At 36.0% G+C, this 16,830-nt stretch carries 15 protein-coding genes and 1 tRNA gene; 4 read left to right on the forward strand and 12 right to left on the reverse strand.

What is annotated here, in order from left to right; all coding sequences use genetic code 11:
- Positions 1-121: 121 nt before the first annotated feature.
- The 7 genes from Q1A60_RS09270 to Q1A60_RS09300 form a co-directional block, all read right to left on the reverse strand.
- On the reverse strand, positions 122-1,129 hold the full coding sequence (locus Q1A60_RS09270) for a hypothetical protein (protein ID WP_299765951.1): 1,008 nt from the start codon (positions 1,127-1,129) through the stop codon (positions 122-124).
- A gap of 116 nt (positions 1,130-1,245) precedes the next feature.
- Positions 1,246-2,181 (reverse strand): hypothetical protein, encoded by a 936-nt coding sequence (locus tag Q1A60_RS09275; RefSeq protein ID WP_299765949.1) that lies wholly within the window; start codon positions 2,179-2,181, stop codon positions 1,246-1,248.
- 662 nt (positions 2,182-2,843) lie between these two features.
- Entirely contained in the window at positions 2,844-3,707 is an 864-nt protein-coding gene (locus Q1A60_RS09280) for an alpha/beta hydrolase (RefSeq protein WP_299765947.1), read from the reverse strand.
- Positions 3,708-4,078: 371 nt separating this feature from the next.
- Positions 4,079-4,933: a sugar nucleotide-binding protein gene (locus Q1A60_RS09285; protein WP_299765945.1), complete on the reverse strand. Its 855-nt coding sequence runs from the start codon at positions 4,931-4,933 to the stop codon at positions 4,079-4,081.
- A 66-nt stretch (positions 4,934-4,999) separates the two neighbouring features.
- Positions 5,000-6,082, reverse strand: coding sequence for a glycine cleavage system aminomethyltransferase GcvT (gene gcvT, locus Q1A60_RS09290; RefSeq protein ID WP_299765943.1), 1,083 nt, complete (start codon positions 6,080-6,082; stop codon positions 5,000-5,002).
- Between the two features lie 77 nt (positions 6,083-6,159).
- The gene (locus tag Q1A60_RS09295) at positions 6,160-6,570 is read right to left on the reverse strand and encodes a hypothetical protein (protein ID WP_299765941.1); all 411 of its coding nucleotides are present in this window, start codon (positions 6,568-6,570) and stop codon (positions 6,160-6,162) included.
- A complete protein-coding gene (locus Q1A60_RS09300) occupies positions 6,570-7,349 on the reverse strand; it encodes a prolyl oligopeptidase family serine peptidase (protein WP_299765939.1) in 780 nt (259 codons plus the stop codon). The genes Q1A60_RS09295 and Q1A60_RS09300 overlap by 1 nt, the downstream gene beginning before the upstream one ends.
- A 654-nt stretch (positions 7,350-8,003) precedes the next feature.
- Here Q1A60_RS09300 and Q1A60_RS09305 point away from each other — a divergent pair.
- From Q1A60_RS09305 to Q1A60_RS09315, 3 genes are all read left to right on the forward strand, one after another.
- Positions 8,004-8,243, forward strand: coding sequence for a GIY-YIG nuclease family protein (locus Q1A60_RS09305; RefSeq protein ID WP_299765937.1), 240 nt, complete (start codon positions 8,004-8,006; stop codon positions 8,241-8,243).
- Between the two features lie 77 nt (positions 8,244-8,320).
- Positions 8,321-8,560, forward strand: a complete 240-nt coding sequence (locus tag Q1A60_RS09310) for a GIY-YIG nuclease family protein (protein ID WP_299765937.1) — start codon at positions 8,321-8,323, stop codon at positions 8,558-8,560.
- A tRNA-Pro gene (locus Q1A60_RS09315) sits at positions 8,551-8,625 on the forward strand. The genes Q1A60_RS09310 and Q1A60_RS09315 overlap by 10 nt, the downstream gene beginning before the upstream one ends.
- A 143-nt stretch (positions 8,626-8,768) precedes the next feature.
- Here Q1A60_RS09315 and Q1A60_RS09320 read toward each other — a convergent pair.
- The 4 genes from Q1A60_RS09320 to Q1A60_RS09335 form a co-directional block, all read right to left on the reverse strand.
- On the reverse strand, positions 8,769-9,215 hold the full coding sequence (locus Q1A60_RS09320) for a hypothetical protein (RefSeq protein ID WP_299765917.1): 447 nt from the start codon (positions 9,213-9,215) through the stop codon (positions 8,769-8,771).
- 161 nt (positions 9,216-9,376) lie between these two features.
- On the reverse strand, positions 9,377-9,802 hold the full coding sequence (locus Q1A60_RS09325; protein ID WP_299765906.1) for a hypothetical protein: 426 nt from the start codon (positions 9,800-9,802) through the stop codon (positions 9,377-9,379).
- A 37-nt stretch (positions 9,803-9,839) separates the two neighbouring features.
- On the reverse strand, positions 9,840-10,961 hold the full coding sequence (locus tag Q1A60_RS09330; protein ID WP_299765904.1) for a tryptophan 7-halogenase: 1,122 nt from the start codon (positions 10,959-10,961) through the stop codon (positions 9,840-9,842).
- Between the two features lie 3 nt (positions 10,962-10,964).
- Positions 10,965-14,186, reverse strand: coding sequence for a LodA/GoxA family CTQ-dependent oxidase (locus Q1A60_RS09335; protein WP_299765902.1), 3,222 nt, complete (start codon positions 14,184-14,186; stop codon positions 10,965-10,967).
- A gap of 263 nt (positions 14,187-14,449) precedes the next feature.
- Between Q1A60_RS09335 and argS the strand changes: the two genes are divergently transcribed.
- The gene (gene argS / locus Q1A60_RS09340) at positions 14,450-16,228 is read left to right on the forward strand and encodes an arginine--tRNA ligase (RefSeq protein WP_299765900.1); all 1,779 of its coding nucleotides are present in this window, start codon (positions 14,450-14,452) and stop codon (positions 16,226-16,228) included.
- Between the two features lie 156 nt (positions 16,229-16,384).
- Here argS and Q1A60_RS09345 read toward each other — a convergent pair whose 3' ends face one another.
- Positions 16,385-16,819 (reverse strand): nuclear transport factor 2 family protein, encoded by a 435-nt coding sequence (locus Q1A60_RS09345; RefSeq protein WP_299765898.1) that lies wholly within the window; start codon positions 16,817-16,819, stop codon positions 16,385-16,387.
- Positions 16,820-16,830: the final 11 nt, after the last annotated feature.

The raw sequence follows: 16,830 nt of genomic DNA on the forward strand, positions 1-16,830 counted from the left end.
TTATTTTTCTCTTTTAATACCAAATCAAAAGATTTGGCGATTTCGCAAATAGACAACAACCTTTCGGTTAAACACTAATGGTCCTATTTGCTATATATAGTGTTGTAGGTAGTACTTTATTTTAAGTTCCGTTTAATGTCAAGCAAATTAATTCATAAGAATTTTTAATTTTTTTGAAATTATTTTCACTTAATGTTAAGCTACTTGCTTTCTTTATATGATTACCAGGATGAACCAAATTCCTAATATTTCTTATAAAATGACATATATTCTCAGTTGAAAAAACAAACTTTTCTGTCTCAATATTTGGTAGCCAATTACATTTTTTAGATACTTCTATTAAAGCGTTTAAATTCCAATCAGTTGGTTTATTAGACTTAATATTTATTTTTTCTTTATTAGATTTAATTTCTCGGACAACAGCTTTAACTTTATCTGGGTTTTCTAAACACTTTATTATCATTTTTGTTTCAATTATAGAACCAAGCAATATACTGGCTGATAAAAATGCTTTCGCACTTTCATTTAAATCAGCTTCTTTTTTATATATTTTATTTAATTCGGTAAGTCTATCAGTTTCATCTTTTACAAAAACTGATTTTCGACCGATTTCAACAATCTCTTTGAATATTTTTTTTTCATTTAAAAAAGATGCTAATGCTTTTGCCGAAGCAAATTCTCTGAATAATTTTTCGATTTTATTATCTAGTACTTTTTCGTATTGTTCATTTAGGATTTGATATTCAGATGGTGCTTCGTCTATTAACCAATACTCATCAGACTTAAGATTGTGCTTTTCTTTAACTTTATCTATTTCATCTTCTATTGGTTGTAATTCTGAATTGTAATGTCCTTCAGAAAACCTTGACTCAAACATCAGACCTTCAATAGCGTGGTTTTGGTAATAGAAAAACTCATTTATCGATATTTTAGAAGATTGGTATAGTGATTCAGATATTTTTAAAAATAATTTTGCTCGTTTTTCAACATTGTCAAAATTATTAAAATCTATTTTGCCTATTTTTTTTAATTCTTTAGCAAGTTTTTCTGTTTCTATCGAGTTCTCGGCTTCTATTGTGAAATTATCTAATATGTCAAGAAATATTTCATTACTAGATAAATCTTCCATTTTATAAAGGTGTTTTCTGTGCTTGTGTTGTATTACCTACAACGTCTCTTGTATGGTGCGTTTGCATCCCAAAGGGTGCATATGCACTATACAAATTGTTGTAGCACGTATTTTATTTATAATTCAATTTTAAATAACCCATAACCTGTGGCAATCCACGCAATATCATTTTCAATTGCTATATCCATAATTGCGTTTCCTCTTTGACGAAAAAATAAAGAGTATATCTTATCTTTTGTCACAATATTTAGTCCGTCATTAGTCGCCATCCAATAATTTTCATTGTCATCTATCTCTATATCTCTAACCATATTGTTTGACAAATCAGAATTGTCTTTGTTCACGTGATTCCATTTGTCATTTTTTAGGATTGAATAACCTCCAGTTAAATTTCCTCCATAACCAATATAAAGTTCATTGTCATTATATAATCTTAATGCGCGAACATATTGTTGTAAATCAGAATTTTTCGTTGTCAACGATTCCCACTTTGAGTTTTTATAAATTAACAATCCGCTATTGTGTCCGATGTAAATTTCTTTATCGTTCTTAGCTGCCAATGCTCTAATTGTAACACTTTTTGGAAGTCCGATTTTTTTCCATTCAGTTCCGTCGAAAGAAGTCAATCCGTTTGAACCTCCAAAGTATAATATTCCATTTTCATCTTCAGTTATATTGATGATTGAAATTTTAGATAATTTAATTTCGGTTGCAGAATAAGTAGTCCATTCTTTTCCGTCAAATTTTGCTAAACCGTCTGGTTGTGAAAATGACACCCAAACATTGCTTTTGGAATCAATAAAAATTGGGGAAATGTATTTTCCTTTAATAACTGAATTATTGGCATCAAATGTTGTGAATTTTTCGCCATCAAATTTTATTAGTCCTGATTTTGCACTTCCAAGCCATTTATTTCCTTTTTCATCAACTGCGATTCCCCAAAAGTCATCACCTTTCAATTCAGAGTTTTCTTTAGTGAAATGCTCGATATTTTGTCCAAAACTAAATTGGATAAATAAAATTATTAATATGGTTGATATTGTTTTTCTCATATGTGCTACAACTATTGTATATCATACATGTATGATATTTCTTATATACGTTTTTTCTTCTCAAATGTACTTCAAAATTTGAAAAACATACCTGTAATGTGCTGCTAATTAAATATTTGTTATTAATTATGTCAAGACTTATTACCATTTACAAATGACTATACCTATTTATAAACGTTTGTAATCATTACTAAACCTACCCAATTCCATATAGAGTTCATTACGGATTCCCGTAAACCTATTAGAAAAGAAAAGATTGGAGATTGGAGATTGTCGATTTTTGATTGAAGATTTAAAAAAAGTCCTGACTCCTGATTCCTGACTCTTGTAGCAAAGCGATCCAAAAAGATTAGAGATTGCTGATTGGAGATTGTGGATTGCTGATTTTTGATTAATGATTTAAAAAGTCTTGAGTCCTGATTCTTGTAGCGTAGCGATCCAAAAAGATTGGAGGGTTGAAAAGTCTTACGTCCTATAGCGAAGCGGTCTTATGTCATTTAGAGGGAAGTGATCATTAGTAATTTGAAATTTCCTGCCTACGGCAGACAGGCTCGTCACTCGTACCTCGTTCTGTCGAAATGACGGCGTCTTATCTCTTAAACCATAGCGAATCGATTATAAAACTTGATTCTTTAAGTGTAGTACTCTAAAAAGAAGATGGTTTAATGTATATACCCGTATGTTTTTAGAAAATTGTCTATTTCTTCTTGGGCTTTTGCACTTACTTTTTTATCTGGATTTGGCCAACCATCATCGGGTTCTGTTTCTGGAGTAAATAAGTGTCCTACGTTATCATAGATGACTAATTTACAATCATTGCCATAGGTATCCATATTATTTTTAAACAATTCAGAACCTTGTAACGGTGTTACGGTATCTGTTCTTCCCATGACAATAATGGTAGGTGGTGTATTTTCAGAAACGTTTTCTGCTGGAGAAAGATTTTTAACTTCTATTTTATCAAGAAGCCTTTTTTGAAAGTCAGAATACACCAATAATGAAAGGGCTGGTGATTTTAAGGCTAGTAGATCTGGTGCGCTTGAGATGTCTTCATCTGGTGTATCTAAATTATCAAATATAGCAGCACAAGCAGCAAGATGCGCACCTGCTGACCAACCGTATGCCGCTACTTTATTTTTATTTATTGAAAATGTATCTGAATTCTTTCGAACCCATCTTAATGCGGTTTGAGCATCAAGTACTGATTCATAGGGTGTAATTCCTTTTCCTAAATCTTGGAGTCTATATTGTACAGAGAAGGCTACCATGCCTTTTTGAGCATAGTGTTTTGCATTACTAAATCCCCAAGATGCTTCTCCCATATACCAACCCCCACCGTGAAAAATCACAATGGCTGGATATTCTTTGTCTTCATTATAATCTGCTGGGCGGACACAATAAATTTTTAAGTCATTTTTTGTGTCATATGTAAATTCTTCAATGTTTAGTGTATCTGATTGAGTTTGTGCTTTGGCTATTTGTGTCATTGATAGTATACAGACAAAGAAGAAGATTACGTGTTTCATATATGTTATTTTATGTAAAGACGAGATTTTTTAATAGATGTTGCATTACTCATTTATAAAATGAAAACTAATTGCTTTATGGGATATGTAATTTCTCGTCACTCTTGCCAAACGGTCATCTACTTGTTGTTGTTTTCGCGAAAGCGGAAAATAAAGATTGGAGATTGTTGATTGTGGATTTTTGATTTAAAATAGTCCTGACTCCTGATTCCTGTAGCATAGCGATCCGTAAAAAAGATTAGAGATTGGTGATTTTTGATTTAAAAAGCCCTACGTCTTATAGCGAAGCAGTCTTATGTCATTAATGACGAGTCGGTATTTTGATATAATTTCACCTATGATAAAATCACTCAATGTCCTTACATCAACGTTTACAACTTCTGACTCCCAGCAACGACCTCTTCATTGGTAATGCTTAAATGCTTGGGCAATTTGTTGTCTCTAGGAAGTACGGCTAAGTAGCGATCAAAGTTACTGGTGTACACATTTTTATAAAGTGGTTTTCGTGGGATGTCAAACATCGTAACCAAGTCGTGTATAAACTCCTTATGATGGATCAAATCAGAACTCCCTAAATGGAAAATACCGTGTAACTTTCTATTGATTATATAATGCACCTGCTGACTAAACTTAGAATCTGTAGTGGTATTGATAATCAAATGTGGGAATACTTCAATAGGCTCTCCGAGAAGGAGGTTATTTTTGAGTTCGCGAACACGTTCAGACTGCACGCCAAATACCATGGGTAATCGTACAATGGCATATTGCTTTTCAGGAAGGTGACGCATGAGTAAGGTTTCGATACGTATTTTAAGCTTGCCATAGATACTTTCAGAAAGCGTCTTGTCATGCTCATAACTAGGGTAGTGGGAAAAGGCATCAAAAACATTAGCACTTGATAAGAAAACCACTCTGCAACCACTCATGGCGGCATATTCGGTAATGAGTTCATGTGCTTCTAACTGTGCAGGAAATGGACCTCGTAGTGCTGATACGATCACAGAAGGACGTACTTTTTTTAGTAATTCAAAGACATCATCGGCGATGAGGTCGTATCTAAAAAAATGTTTATTGTCACTATAGATCTTACCAGAATGGTAGGTGCCATAGGTATCGTAGTATCTATATAATTCCTTATATAAGGCAGCGCCTAGAAAGCCAGAAGCTCCTAGTATCAGGACTTTATCTTTTGATTTTTTATAAGCGATAACAAGGGGGAATTTCAATAGAAGTTAGCCAATGATTATACATAACCGTTAGCTAACTTCCTATTGTATGATAAAAATGTCTACTTATCCTTTATAGAAAGGTGGTCTTACAACGGTGGCAGGGACTGCTTTCTTGCGTATCTGTATGTTAATTTTTGAATCTGATTTTGAAAATGCTTTGTTTACATAGCCTAAACCGATTCCTTTTTCAACAGAAGGCCCCATGGTACCAGATGTTACACGACCTATTTTTGTGCCTTCATCATCTACGATGTCATATCCTTGACGCGGAATTCCACGTTCATCCAATACAAAACCAACGAGCTTTTTAGAAACGCCTTCTTCTTTTTGTGCTTTCAGTGCTTCACTATTTACAAAGTCTTTTGTAAACTTTGTGACCCATCCTAAACCAGCTTCTATTGGAGAAGTCGTATCATCGATGTCATTTCCATATAAGCAATAGCCCATTTCTAGACGTAAAGTATCACGGGCTGCAAGTCCTATAGGTTTAATCCCCCAATCGGCACCTGCTTCAAAGACTTTATTCCAGACCATCTCTGCGTCTTTATTATGACAGTATATTTCAAAACCACCACTTCCTGTATATCCAGTAGCACTGATAATTACGTTTTCTGCTCCAGCAAAAGGACCTACTTCAAAGGTGTAAAATTTGATAGCAGAAAGATCTGTATCTGTAAGTGACTGCATAGCTTCGGCAGCTTTTGGTCCTTGAATAGCCAAAAGTGAGAAATCTTCAGAGATGTTTCTAAGGTTTACATCATAGGTATTATGCTTGTTGAACCACGCCCAATCTTTATCAATATTAGAAGCATTTACAACAGCTAAGTATTCGTTTTCTTTGATACGGTATACAATAAGATCGTCTACGATTCCTCCATCTTCATTTGGCAAACAGTTATACTGTGCACCACCTACACCAATTTTAGAAATATCATTAGAACAAATACGTTGTAAAAAGTCTAATGCCTTCTCTCCATTAATAAGAAATTCTCCCATGTGAGATACATCAAAAACGCCTACGCCTTTACGCACTATTTCGTGCTCAGCGTTTACGCCCTCGTAGGATACAGGCATATTATATCCAGCAAAAGGAACCATTTTTGCTCCTAAAGCTTCGTGTATTGCGGTTAATGCAGTGTTTTTCATTTGTGTGATTTTTTGCAACACAAATGTACATAAAATGAAGTGCTAAAAATAGCTTTATAACAAGGTTAATTATGTATTTAATTCATACGATTTCTACGATCATCTTTTGTGGGAAAATACAAATTAGAACTACTGTAGGATGATCCAAAGTTCTGAGCACCTGCATATACTTGTTGAATCGCATCTTCTACTTGTTGCTCTGTGAGTTCCTTTAATGGATGCATAAAGACAGACCATAACACTCCGTCCGAAATGGCATACTTAATGTCTAGTGCGGTATGGAAGTTGGCTTCCAAACATGTTTTCATTTCACTAGGTGTTAGTTTATCGGTTTCTATGATAGGCGCCATAAATCGCATTCTATTATGTAGTTCATCTGTGAGGCAAATAACCTGTGTATCACCGAGTATAAATTGCCAATGCCCATTTCCTCCTTTGATATTTTCGATGAGTGAATGGAATATCGTGTCTAATTGCTTATTATTCATTAGTTAATTTTTCTTTTTTTACTGTAAACCCATGAAAAGAATGCTTCTTCTGCAAATGCATGATCCCAACTATTATGACCTATACCTGGATACATAGTAAGTTTAGGTACTGCTTTTTCTTCTAAAAGAGCTTGGTACATGATTTTAGAATACGTAGGAGGAACTACCTTATCTTCATCGCCGTGAAAAATCCATACAGGTGTTTCTTTGGCCCATGTAGCAACGTTATCAGGATTTCCACCACCACATATAGGCGTTGCTGCTGCAAAGAGATTGGGTCTTCTAGATAAGAGTTCAAATGTGCCCATACCGCCCATAGAGAGTCCACCTAAATAAATACGGCTCTTATCAATATACGCTTTCTCCAAATAGTGATCTATCAGTGCGATAACGGCACTCATTGCCCATGTAGGTTCACTTTGCTTTGGATATATAAAGACATTGGTTCCTTTTTCCTCATCACGCCTGTATTGAATTTGTGCCCAATAATCTTCTTTAGGACATTGCGGAAAAATCACAATCGCAGGATAATTAGGATTCTGTTTTATAAATAATTCACTGCCGTGTACTAGTTGCGCCTGATTATCATTTCCACGCTCTCCTGAACCATGTAAAAAGATATGAAGCGGATAGGTTTTGGTGGCATCAAAATCTACAGGCATTAAAATACGATAGGGTAGGGTTTTGTCTTTATGTTCAAAAGCATCTTTATCAAAAGTTTGTTGTTGTCCCATCGCAGTATATCCTATACATAAAATAAAAAGTAAAATCCGTTTCATAAAGTAAGCGTTATATGGATGTAAGATAACTAAAACTGTTAGAATTTATAAAACGAAAAACAGATTCCCGTCTTCGCGGGAATAGATGAACTTTCTATCCATCCGATTCTCATTCGTCAATGTATTGACTAGTTTGTGAAGTAGTGATGTGTTTTTGATTTATGAGTGTACGCTTTCGCGAAAGCGTATAGAAAAATATTGTACTGATTATTTTGTATTTAGATATAGGTTTTGTTTTGAAACATACCCTTTAATCTCTTCTTATTAGGAAGATACTTGGAGCTTCCCTCCTAGGAAGGAGGGATTGAGGGAGGTGTGAAAAAGAGATTCCCGTCTTCGCGGGAATAGATGAACTTTCTATCCATCCGATTCTCATTCGTCAATGTATTGACTAGTTTGTGAAGTAGTGATGTGTTTTTGATTTATGAGTATACGCTTTCGCGAAAGCGTATAAAGAGTGATAAAATAATTTATGATAAAAATTTATAAAAGATTGTTTTGTAACTAATAAATAGTAGTATATTTGCACCCGCAAAACACCAATTCGGGGTGTACCATGCTAAAGCTTGGCAGGTCTAGCCCGGTGTTTATCGCGCCGCGTTTGGGACGCGGAGGTCGTCACGCTTGAGGCGTGACCACCCAGATAACAACAATATGTTCGTATATATTTTATATAGCGAGAAACGTTCAAAATATTATGTAGGTCAAACTGCAGATATTGACAAAAGATTGAAAAGACATAACCTTGGTTTAGTACCGTCTACAAAAGGCGGAGCACCTTGGAAATTAGTTTTGCAAATTGAAGTTTTATCTAGATCTGAAGCCATGGTTTTAGAAAAAAAGATAAAGAAAAGAGGAGCAAAGCGATATATAGATAACCAATTCGGGGTGTAGCGTAGCCCGGTTATCGCGCCGCGTTTGGGACGCAGAGGTCGTCACGCTTGAGGCGTGACCACCCAGATAACAACAATATGTTCGTATATATTTTATATAGCGAGAAACGTTCAAAATATTATGTAGGTCAAACTGCAGATATTGACAAAAGATTGAAAAGACATAACCTTGGTTTAGTACCGTCTACAAAAGGCGGAGCACCTTGGAAATTAGTTTTGCAAATTGAAGTTTTATCTAGATCTGAAGCCATGGTTTTAGAAAAAAAGATAAAGAAAAGAGGAGCAAAGCGATATATAGATAACCAATTCGGGGTGTAGCGTAGCCCGGTTATCGCGCCGCGTTTGGGACGCGGAGGTCGCAGGTTCGAATCCTGCCACCCCGACAAAATGGAGGTCGTCACGCCTGAAGCGTGATCACCCCGACAAAATGGAGGTCGTCACGCCTGAAGCATGATCACTCCCGACCAAAAAAAGCCTAAAATCATATTGATTTTAGGCTTTTAACTTTTTTAGTAGGTTGTCTATTTTATTCTACTCTCGTATAACTTTCTCCATGAAAACGTTTGCCATCATCATCCAATTGAATTTGCTGATACGCTTTCTTTTCCATAATCAATTCAAATCGGAATACTTGTGTGGTATCTACCACTTTCATCATCGGACCCGATGCATATTCTAAACGTTCTTCGAGCATTCCATTTTTTATAGTATAGGTTCCATATCCAAACCACTCATTAGTATCTGAAGGATCATTGCGTGTCCACATCACTTTTCCTTTACTATACATTTTGATTTGTCTGTATCCATTTTCATTTTCCATGATTTCAGATACATTACCATCTTCATACATTTGTTGGTTTTGGAGTTCCCAAACTCCTTCTAAAGAGATTTTTTCATCTATTGTAATTCTTCCATCACCCGAGACGAGTGTAGCAACCATCAAGTAACAACTAAACATTAATAAGGCTTTCATAATTTTGGCGTTTTAGTGTGAGATCGGTTTTAACCCCTATTCTATAAGCAGAACTATTGGTATAGCACTACTATACAATTAGGGTTGCATCGAAAATAAGTACTATAAGTTACAAAAAATCAACGAGAATCCCTTAGTAATGAAGCGTTAAAAGGTCTTGTTTAGTAATACGTTGCTGTATCTGTAGTTGCTTTTTCTTTGGCAATGAGAATACGTTTTATAAACTGATGCACTCTCTTTTCTGTAGCTTCTATCTTGATACAATAAGTATCTCTATAAATGCTATACTCTTGAGAATCGCCTTTATAGATAGTAAGTTTCCAATACGGAATCACAAGTGCATACGACTCTAATAAAGATCGAAATCCAATAATAATACCATTAGGCCGTAACTCAATATTACACTTATTACGGTATTTGTCTAAGGCGAGTATGTTTTGAATTTCGAGACTAGATGAAGTGATAATAAGATGTCCTATCCCAATACCTCCAGATTTTATACGTTCAAAGAATGAAAATGGAAGACCTACTTCGGTGTCTATTTTCTTTTTAATCTCAGGATTATTATACGATACATTAACAAGCATTTTCTTTTTCTTATAAAGATATGAAATGCTTATAGTTCTATAAAGAATGATGTCTTCTTTTCCAGAAAGGATAATTTTTCCAACGCATTTCAGCGCTATAAAATGTGTTTTTATGATATAGGTATTGCTCCCAAATGGATTCCATTTGTTTGGTATACATTTTTTGAAATTGTTTATCTATGTCTGTATCTGGATGATTTACAATGTTTGACATGACTAGCAGTTCTTTTAATTGCATTGCATTGGCCATGGCATTAAACATGCCTTGTGAAGACAACGGGTCAAAACTAATGGCTGCATCACCTATGGCTACCCATTGTTTGCCAGTTATTTGTTCTAGTCGTGTTGAATTTGCGGCTACCACTCCGTGAAAAGTAATATTTGTTTTGTTTTTCCCTAAAATATAAGTGATCTGTAGATTTCCTTTTGAAAATTCAAGAAAAGAATCAAGGTCTTTAAACGTCGCTTTATCGATCAAGTCTGAATCTGTTTGAAAAGCAATAACACGCTTGTTATTTGGTATAACGGCACTATACCACCACCCATTTTCAGTAGCAGTAATCGTACTCATAGTGTTTACCTCAGTATCAGGAAGTGTCACCCAACAGGCTATTAACTTATCTATATGGATACGTTGTATACCTTGGCTTCTTGCAAAATGTGATTGTCGTCCTGTAGCATCGATGATAAATTTGGCTTGTATGTGTTGTTCTTCAAGTTTTTCAGAGGTAGCAATCACATGCCAAGTGGTATCGTTTAGAGAACTGCTTTTAAGCTTCGCAGGCCAGATACAGTGTACACCTCTTTCAACTGCTGATTTCCTTAGAAACGTTTCAAACCCTTTTCTATCGAGGCTTTTACTTAATCCATCAGGATTACGTAGATGATCTACAATGTGTACTTGCTCACTGCCCCAATACGATTGCATGCCTAGATTTTGAATGTAGAGTTGTTCTTGGTGTGAGTGAAGGGATTCTAATAAATCAAGTTCTTTAAGGATGCGCTGTGCAGCAGGCGCTAATGATTCTCCGATACGTTCTTTAGGTTCTTCTAATTTATCAATGAGCGTAACGGTATGTGTATTTACTAATGAAATGGCGGCAATGCAACCTGCAATACCGCCACCTATAATAAGAATGTCTGTTTCTATTTTTGTCAATGATTAGTGCTTTTTAGGGATAAAACGCTCAAAGCGAACCATTTTTTCAGGTACTCCCACAGATTTTCTTGGTTGTTTTTGATGTTGTGTTGTTTTCACTTGATCTGCCTTATGTGTTTTAGAAGCTAGTACATCTAGTAGTCGCTGTACGCTAGGCGTGATTTTATAATCTTCTACGAGTTCATGTTCTATAAGCAAATCTAACTGACCTTTTGCATTTGTCATCAATAATTGCTTGTTTAAAAGATTTTTATCAGATAAATGTTTTACGGCCTTATCTAATAATTTCTTTTCTTTTGCACCCAAACGTTTTTTACTACTCATGACGTTCTTTAAGTCTTTCATAGTATCCGCTAGTAGTGTCGCATGTTGTTCTTCACTAGGAATGATCCCTACCTGCATTTCTGGTGGAAAATTAGGATTGTCAGTAACTCCTGGTCGTGGTTGTACTACAGCTAGTTTATCAAAATACTTAATCATTTTATTGATCTGGTTGGTTTGCGTAGGAGCTTCACCATCCATAGGTAGATCATCTAGCCAGAAATAACGATATGCAAAGGCTTCTCTACGCGTTTCTTCAGACAACTTCGGATCAATCGCTTCTTTATAACGCTCTTCACTTAGGATATTATTAGGTACTCTTGCAGGCCAGAACGTTGGTAAATAGGGATCATAAGATGTTGTATATCCATCTCTACAACTTGCGGTATCTGTTTGCCAAGGAACTGCCATCCAGCGTGTAATTCCTCCTGGCGGTTGTCCTCCTAATAGTGGACCTGCCGACATGGTGATCACATCACTATTCATGGTTGAACCGTAATAACTCGTATCCGTTTGCGGTGTTTTTGGCACATGCTTCAATCTAAATGGTGCTGAGTACATTCCTGATGTTCGCATAGGCCATGTCATTTCACATCCCGGATGAAAAGCATCTGCTAGGCAAAAATCCATGGCGGCTTTCGTCAACATATCGGGTTGCTCTGAAACGGGTAACTGATCAATATCTGTAATGACGGTAGTACTTAATTTTTCAAAATCAGCATCAAAATCTCCTTCTACCCACTGATCTAAAAATGATAATTGTAATTTAGATAGTGTTGAGTGTTGGCGTACAGATCCTTGTGTTGGAATTGAAATCGCATCACCATACATCCAAGGCCATAATTGTGGTGCTTCGGCGCCAGAAACATCATAACGACGGAAGTTATTCGAAATCGTACGACGCATCTCATAATTTGCAGATGATGGATCGCCTAATCTTCGTACCCACTCTTCAGAGGTGTAATTAAACTGCCCTCCCCATCCAAAGGCACCCGCAAATCCTGCATTTACCCATTGTAAATTGGTCATACGTTCAAAAATGGGTAAAATATCTTTCATAAACGAAGGTCTCGCTGGACGTTCAAGCATTCCTGACTGTACTGCGATATCACGCATTAAATCCCACATCGTACGCACCGATTTTTGCATAGGTGCATAATCTGGCGGGGCACACACTACCCAGGCTGGATCTACATTTAATGCCACTCCTTTATACGTCACATCTGCTGTAATAGGACCGTCAGAAGTATCGTCATACCAACCTTCGTTATTCGCAAAAGTCACTGCGATATCTCCATTAATATTTTCAGACTTCCCGTGCCCCCCTAGCATAATAAGACGTCCTTCTTTATCGGTATGCATCTCTCCTAAATACACTTTCTTAGATTGAAACTCTCCTTCAAAAGTATGTCCTTTGGTAACATTAGGTTTTGAAATACTTTGCTTCCCTCCATCTATATGTAATGTATTTCTATCTTTTACATCAATATTGCGTAGTAATGATGGCGGTATATCTGGATCACTTGCATCAGGAATATCTAAGGCAATTTGGAATTGATACCAAGAAGCCTTTTGATTAGCAAGATGGGCGTGCCACGTAATCTGAGTATCTTTATCTGGCGTTAATTCTTTAATGGCTTTTCCTGCAGCATTAAAACCATAGATTCTGAATTGTGCTGCTTGTCGTTTTAACGCTCCAGTTTTATCTCTGTATGCATATACATCTTCTTTTGCTTGCGGTTCATCTACTAGAGGACCTAAAAAATATTCATCTTCACTATTACCTACACGCGTAATGCCAATAGGAGGGTAGATCCCTGCTCTTACAATACAGTCATCATCTTGATCTGTATTTCCTTGAAAGAATGGACAGCGGTGTTTAGGTTCTTGTAATTGCTGTCCATTGGCTTGATGGCGTGTTTCTGCACTAGCAGCATATACTGTTTTACGCACTTCTGCAATCGAACCTAAGGGTCTGTGAGCCGCAAGTGTTCGCCAGATATTAAAGGATAAGTTTGAGCCAAAATCGGCTTGACCAATCGCCGTAATATCTTGTTGTGGGATATGTAGTTTTGCAATGCAGATATACGGACTCTCCTTGGTACTCCAAACCACTTGGGCATCATCTAGTGGCATCGTTTTGTCATTCGTTCGTACCTGAATTTCAAATCGGAACGTTGCATCTCCATTACGAAGACGCTTTTCTAAATCTAATTTTAAGTAATTTGAATCATCAAATGGAGCTCCTTTGGATGTTCCTTCTTCTGGAACTAAACGATATTTTACAATCTGTGATTTTCCTAACTCAAATGGAAGTATTGCCCAATAATCTGCACTCAGACAACTTCCTTCTTCCTTAGCCATTGCTCCTAAGATGCGCCCTAGTTCATGATGTTTATCGATATAACTATCATAATCTTGATCAATTACACCAGCCGTGGTAAATGCACACATTTGTTGCGCATCTTTAGCAAAGAAGCGATCGATATTTTGAAAAATGAAATCGGCAGTATCTCCTTCCCCAAAGAGATTTCTTCCTTTTACTCCAAAGAGTTTTAGACCTACACCTATGGTAGAATGTAAATCGGCTGATGTAGGTGAGGTATCACTAGAGAATCGCATGGCAGTCTCATAGGTGTCGCCTGCAAAGATCCCCACTTTGAATTTTTTAGGAATATCTTTATTAATGACAAAATTACCATAGGCAATTCCGTGTTGTTTTCTAAACACAGCACGCTCAGCTGGTTTTTGACCGTTTTCGATTCTAGTTTTCTGGCCCATTTCAACAAACATCTCTTTAAGACGTTGTGTCACTATTTTGGTCGAGCCATTACTATTCCAGCATTTCACATTATTTGCTGTGGGTTTGTCTACGTTCTGTTGGTTTGAGGATTTTTTACTCATGAGTTTTTATTTAGTTACCCTTTGATATTTAATGGATTAAAAATTACAAAGAATCTTAAAAAAAGAGCAGAATAGGAAAGAGTATTTTTAAAAAACAGGTATAATTACGGGGTTTATGTACGGGATTGATACCACATATCTACTTTTCTGTAAGTGCATTATTTTCCTCCTATGTATAGACATATAGTATCTTGTTTTTGCATTATCTTTGCGTATAGAAATGCCCGTGAAAGCGGGCATCTTATGTATATTAAATTCGTATTATGTCCTTACAGCAAACGCTTACAACTGAAGTCAAAAAAGCCATTCAAACCATATACCAAGCAGAATTAACTGCTGTAGAGTTTCAAGCAACTCGTAAAGAGTTTGAAGGTGATATTACCGTAGTGGTGTTTCCGATGTTACGGGTCGTAAAAGGAAATCCTGTACAGATTGGTACCCAAATAGGTGAGTATCTTGTTGAACATGTTGCTGAGGTAACTGCATTTAATGTGGTAAAAGGGTTTTTAAATCTTGTGATTGCAGATGACTATTACCTAGATTTCTTTAAAGGCATTCAAGCAGATGAGCAGTTTGGAACCAAAGCTCCAGAAGGCAAAGCTGTCATGGTGGAGTATTCTTCACCAAATACAAACAAACCTTTACACTTAGGACATATTCGTAATAATTTATTAGGGTACGCTGTCGCGAAAATTATCCAAGCCTCTGGAAAGAAGGTCTACAAAACCCAGATTATAAACGACCGTGGAATTCATATCTGTAAATCGATGCTCGCATGGCAACGTTTTGGAAATAACGAAACGCCAGAGAGTACAGGCTTAAAAGGAGATAAGCTTGTTGGAAATTACTACGTACGATTTGATAAAGAATACAAAGAAGAAATAAAAACACTGGTTGCTTCTGGAAAGACAAAAGATGAGGCTAAAAAAGAGGCACCTATTTTACTAGCAGCGCAAGACATGCTTCGTAAATGGGAAGCAGGTGATGACGAAGTCGTGACGCTTTGGAAAACCATGAATCAATGGGTGTATGACGGGTTTGCTGTAACGTATAAAAACTTAGGCGTTGACTTTGATAGTTTATATTATGAAAGTAATACCTATTTATTAGGAAAAGATAATATAGACGAAGGCTTAGAAAAAGGTGTATTCTTTAAGAAAGAAGACGGTTCTGTATGGTGTGACCTTACTGATGAAGGCCTAGACGAAAAATTAGTCCTTCGTTCAGATGGAACAGCGGTCTATATGACACAAGATATCGGAACTGCTATCCAACGTATTAAAGACAATCCAGAAGTAGGAGGGATGATCTATACCGTAGGTAACGAACAAGATTACCATTTTAAAGTACTCTTCTTAATCCTTAAGAAATTAGGCTATGACTGGGCAGAAAACTTATTCCATTTAAGTTATGGAATGGTAGATCTTCCTTCTGGAAAAATGAAATCTCGTGAAGGAACTGTAGTAGATGCCGATGACCTCATTACAGAAATGGCAACGACAGCAGGTGCTATTGCTAAAGAATTGGGAAAACTAGATGGTTTATCTGAAGATGAAAAACAAAACACTTATAGTATCATAGGACTTGCAGCACTTAAGTATTATATCTTAAAAGTAGATCCTCAAAAGCGTATTTTATTTAACCCAGAAGAGTCTGTAGATTTTCAAGGAAATACAGGACCTTATATTCAATTTGCATATGCGCGTATTCAATCTATACAGCGTAAAGCGAAAGAATTAGGAATTACGTCTTCAAATGTAGCGATCACTAACTTGCACCCTAAAGAAAAAGGACTTCTTAAGTGTATACAGGAATATCCAGACGTGATACAACTTGCTGCCGAAAAGCATAGCCCAGCTCTTATTGCAAATTATACCTATGATTTGGTAAAAGAGTTTAATTCTTTCTACCAGCAAGTACAGATTTTAGGGATTGATAATGAAGCCGAAAAGGCATTCCGTGTCGCTTTAAGTGGTAAAGTAGCACAAGTGATTAAGAGCGCTTTTGGATTGTTAGGAATTGATGTGCCTGAGCGTATGTAATTTTACTAGTGAATGTCATAAGAATAGCTGTAACTAAAACGGGTTTAGCTCTTGAGTAATAAAATAAATGAATCAATAAAGGTTCGGATGAAGATCCGAACCTTTATTGATTTTTATACTTATTATATGTTTTTCAAACCTGAAGTATAGATTTCTTTATTGTTTTACTAGAGTTACATAATCTTGAATGACTAACCACTCATTCTTCAATTTTACAAGGGAATAAAAATTCTTTAATGTTGGTTTATCAGGACTTGTAAGTGTCACCTTGATAGTAACCATATGCTCTTCGATAAATTCAATAGCTTCATAGTTAATGTTCCTTTTATAACCTCCAAATTTTTTAGTTTTTATAAAAGATACATAGGTTGATTTGTCCAAAATAGAGGTAGCATTTTTTTTTGTGTCATATAGTACTACTCTAAAATCATCGTGTAAGTAGCGCTTTAGTTTTTCTGCGTCATTGATATCTCCAGCGTGTATATAGGACGCTAAGGTTGATTTTACGTCTTTCGTAGCATTATTCTGAGCGTTTGATTTGCAAGCTGTTAACATCATAATTGTAAGAAGGAATAAAATTTTTGTTTTCATAATTTTAGAAT

It is taken from the genome of uncultured Dokdonia sp., from assembly GCF_947492535.1.
Lineage (GTDB): Bacteria > Bacteroidota > Bacteroidia > Flavobacteriales > Flavobacteriaceae > Dokdonia.

Bases quoted from the DNA above. Each gene is read 5' to 3' on its own strand.
- Q1A60_RS09270 (WP_299765951.1), bottom strand. From the start codon at position 1,129: ATGGAAGATTTATCTAGTAATGAAATATTTCTTGACATATTAGATAAT.
- Q1A60_RS09275 (WP_299765949.1), bottom strand. From the start codon at position 2,181: ATGAGAAAAACAATATCAACCATATTAATAATTTTATTTATCCAATTT.
- Q1A60_RS09280 (WP_299765947.1), bottom strand. From the start codon at position 3,707: ATGAAACACGTAATCTTCTTCTTTGTCTGTATACTATCAATGACACAA.
- gcvT (WP_299765943.1), bottom strand. From the start codon at position 6,082: ATGAAAAACACTGCATTAACCGCAATACACGAAGCTTTAGGAGCAAAA.
- Q1A60_RS09295 (WP_299765941.1), bottom strand. From the start codon at position 6,570: ATGAATAATAAGCAATTAGACACGATATTCCATTCACTCATCGAAAAT.
- Q1A60_RS09300 (WP_299765939.1), bottom strand. From the start codon at position 7,349: ATGAAACGGATTTTACTTTTTATTTTATGTATAGGATATACTGCGATG.
- Q1A60_RS09305 (WP_299765937.1), top strand. From the start codon at position 8,004: ATGTTCGTATATATTTTATATAGCGAGAAACGTTCAAAATATTATGTA.
- Q1A60_RS09310 (WP_299765937.1), top strand. From the start codon at position 8,321: ATGTTCGTATATATTTTATATAGCGAGAAACGTTCAAAATATTATGTA.
- Q1A60_RS09320 (WP_299765917.1), bottom strand. From the start codon at position 9,215: ATGAAAGCCTTATTAATGTTTAGTTGTTACTTGATGGTTGCTACACTC.
- Q1A60_RS09325 (WP_299765906.1), bottom strand. From the start codon at position 9,802: ATGCTTGTTAATGTATCGTATAATAATCCTGAGATTAAAAAGAAAATA.
- Q1A60_RS09335 (WP_299765902.1), bottom strand. From the start codon at position 14,186: ATGAGTAAAAAATCCTCAAACCAACAGAACGTAGACAAACCCACAGCA.
- argS (WP_299765900.1), top strand. From the start codon at position 14,450: ATGTCCTTACAGCAAACGCTTACAACTGAAGTCAAAAAAGCCATTCAA.
- Q1A60_RS09345 (WP_299765898.1), bottom strand. From the start codon at position 16,819: ATGAAAACAAAAATTTTATTCCTTCTTACAATTATGATGTTAACAGCT.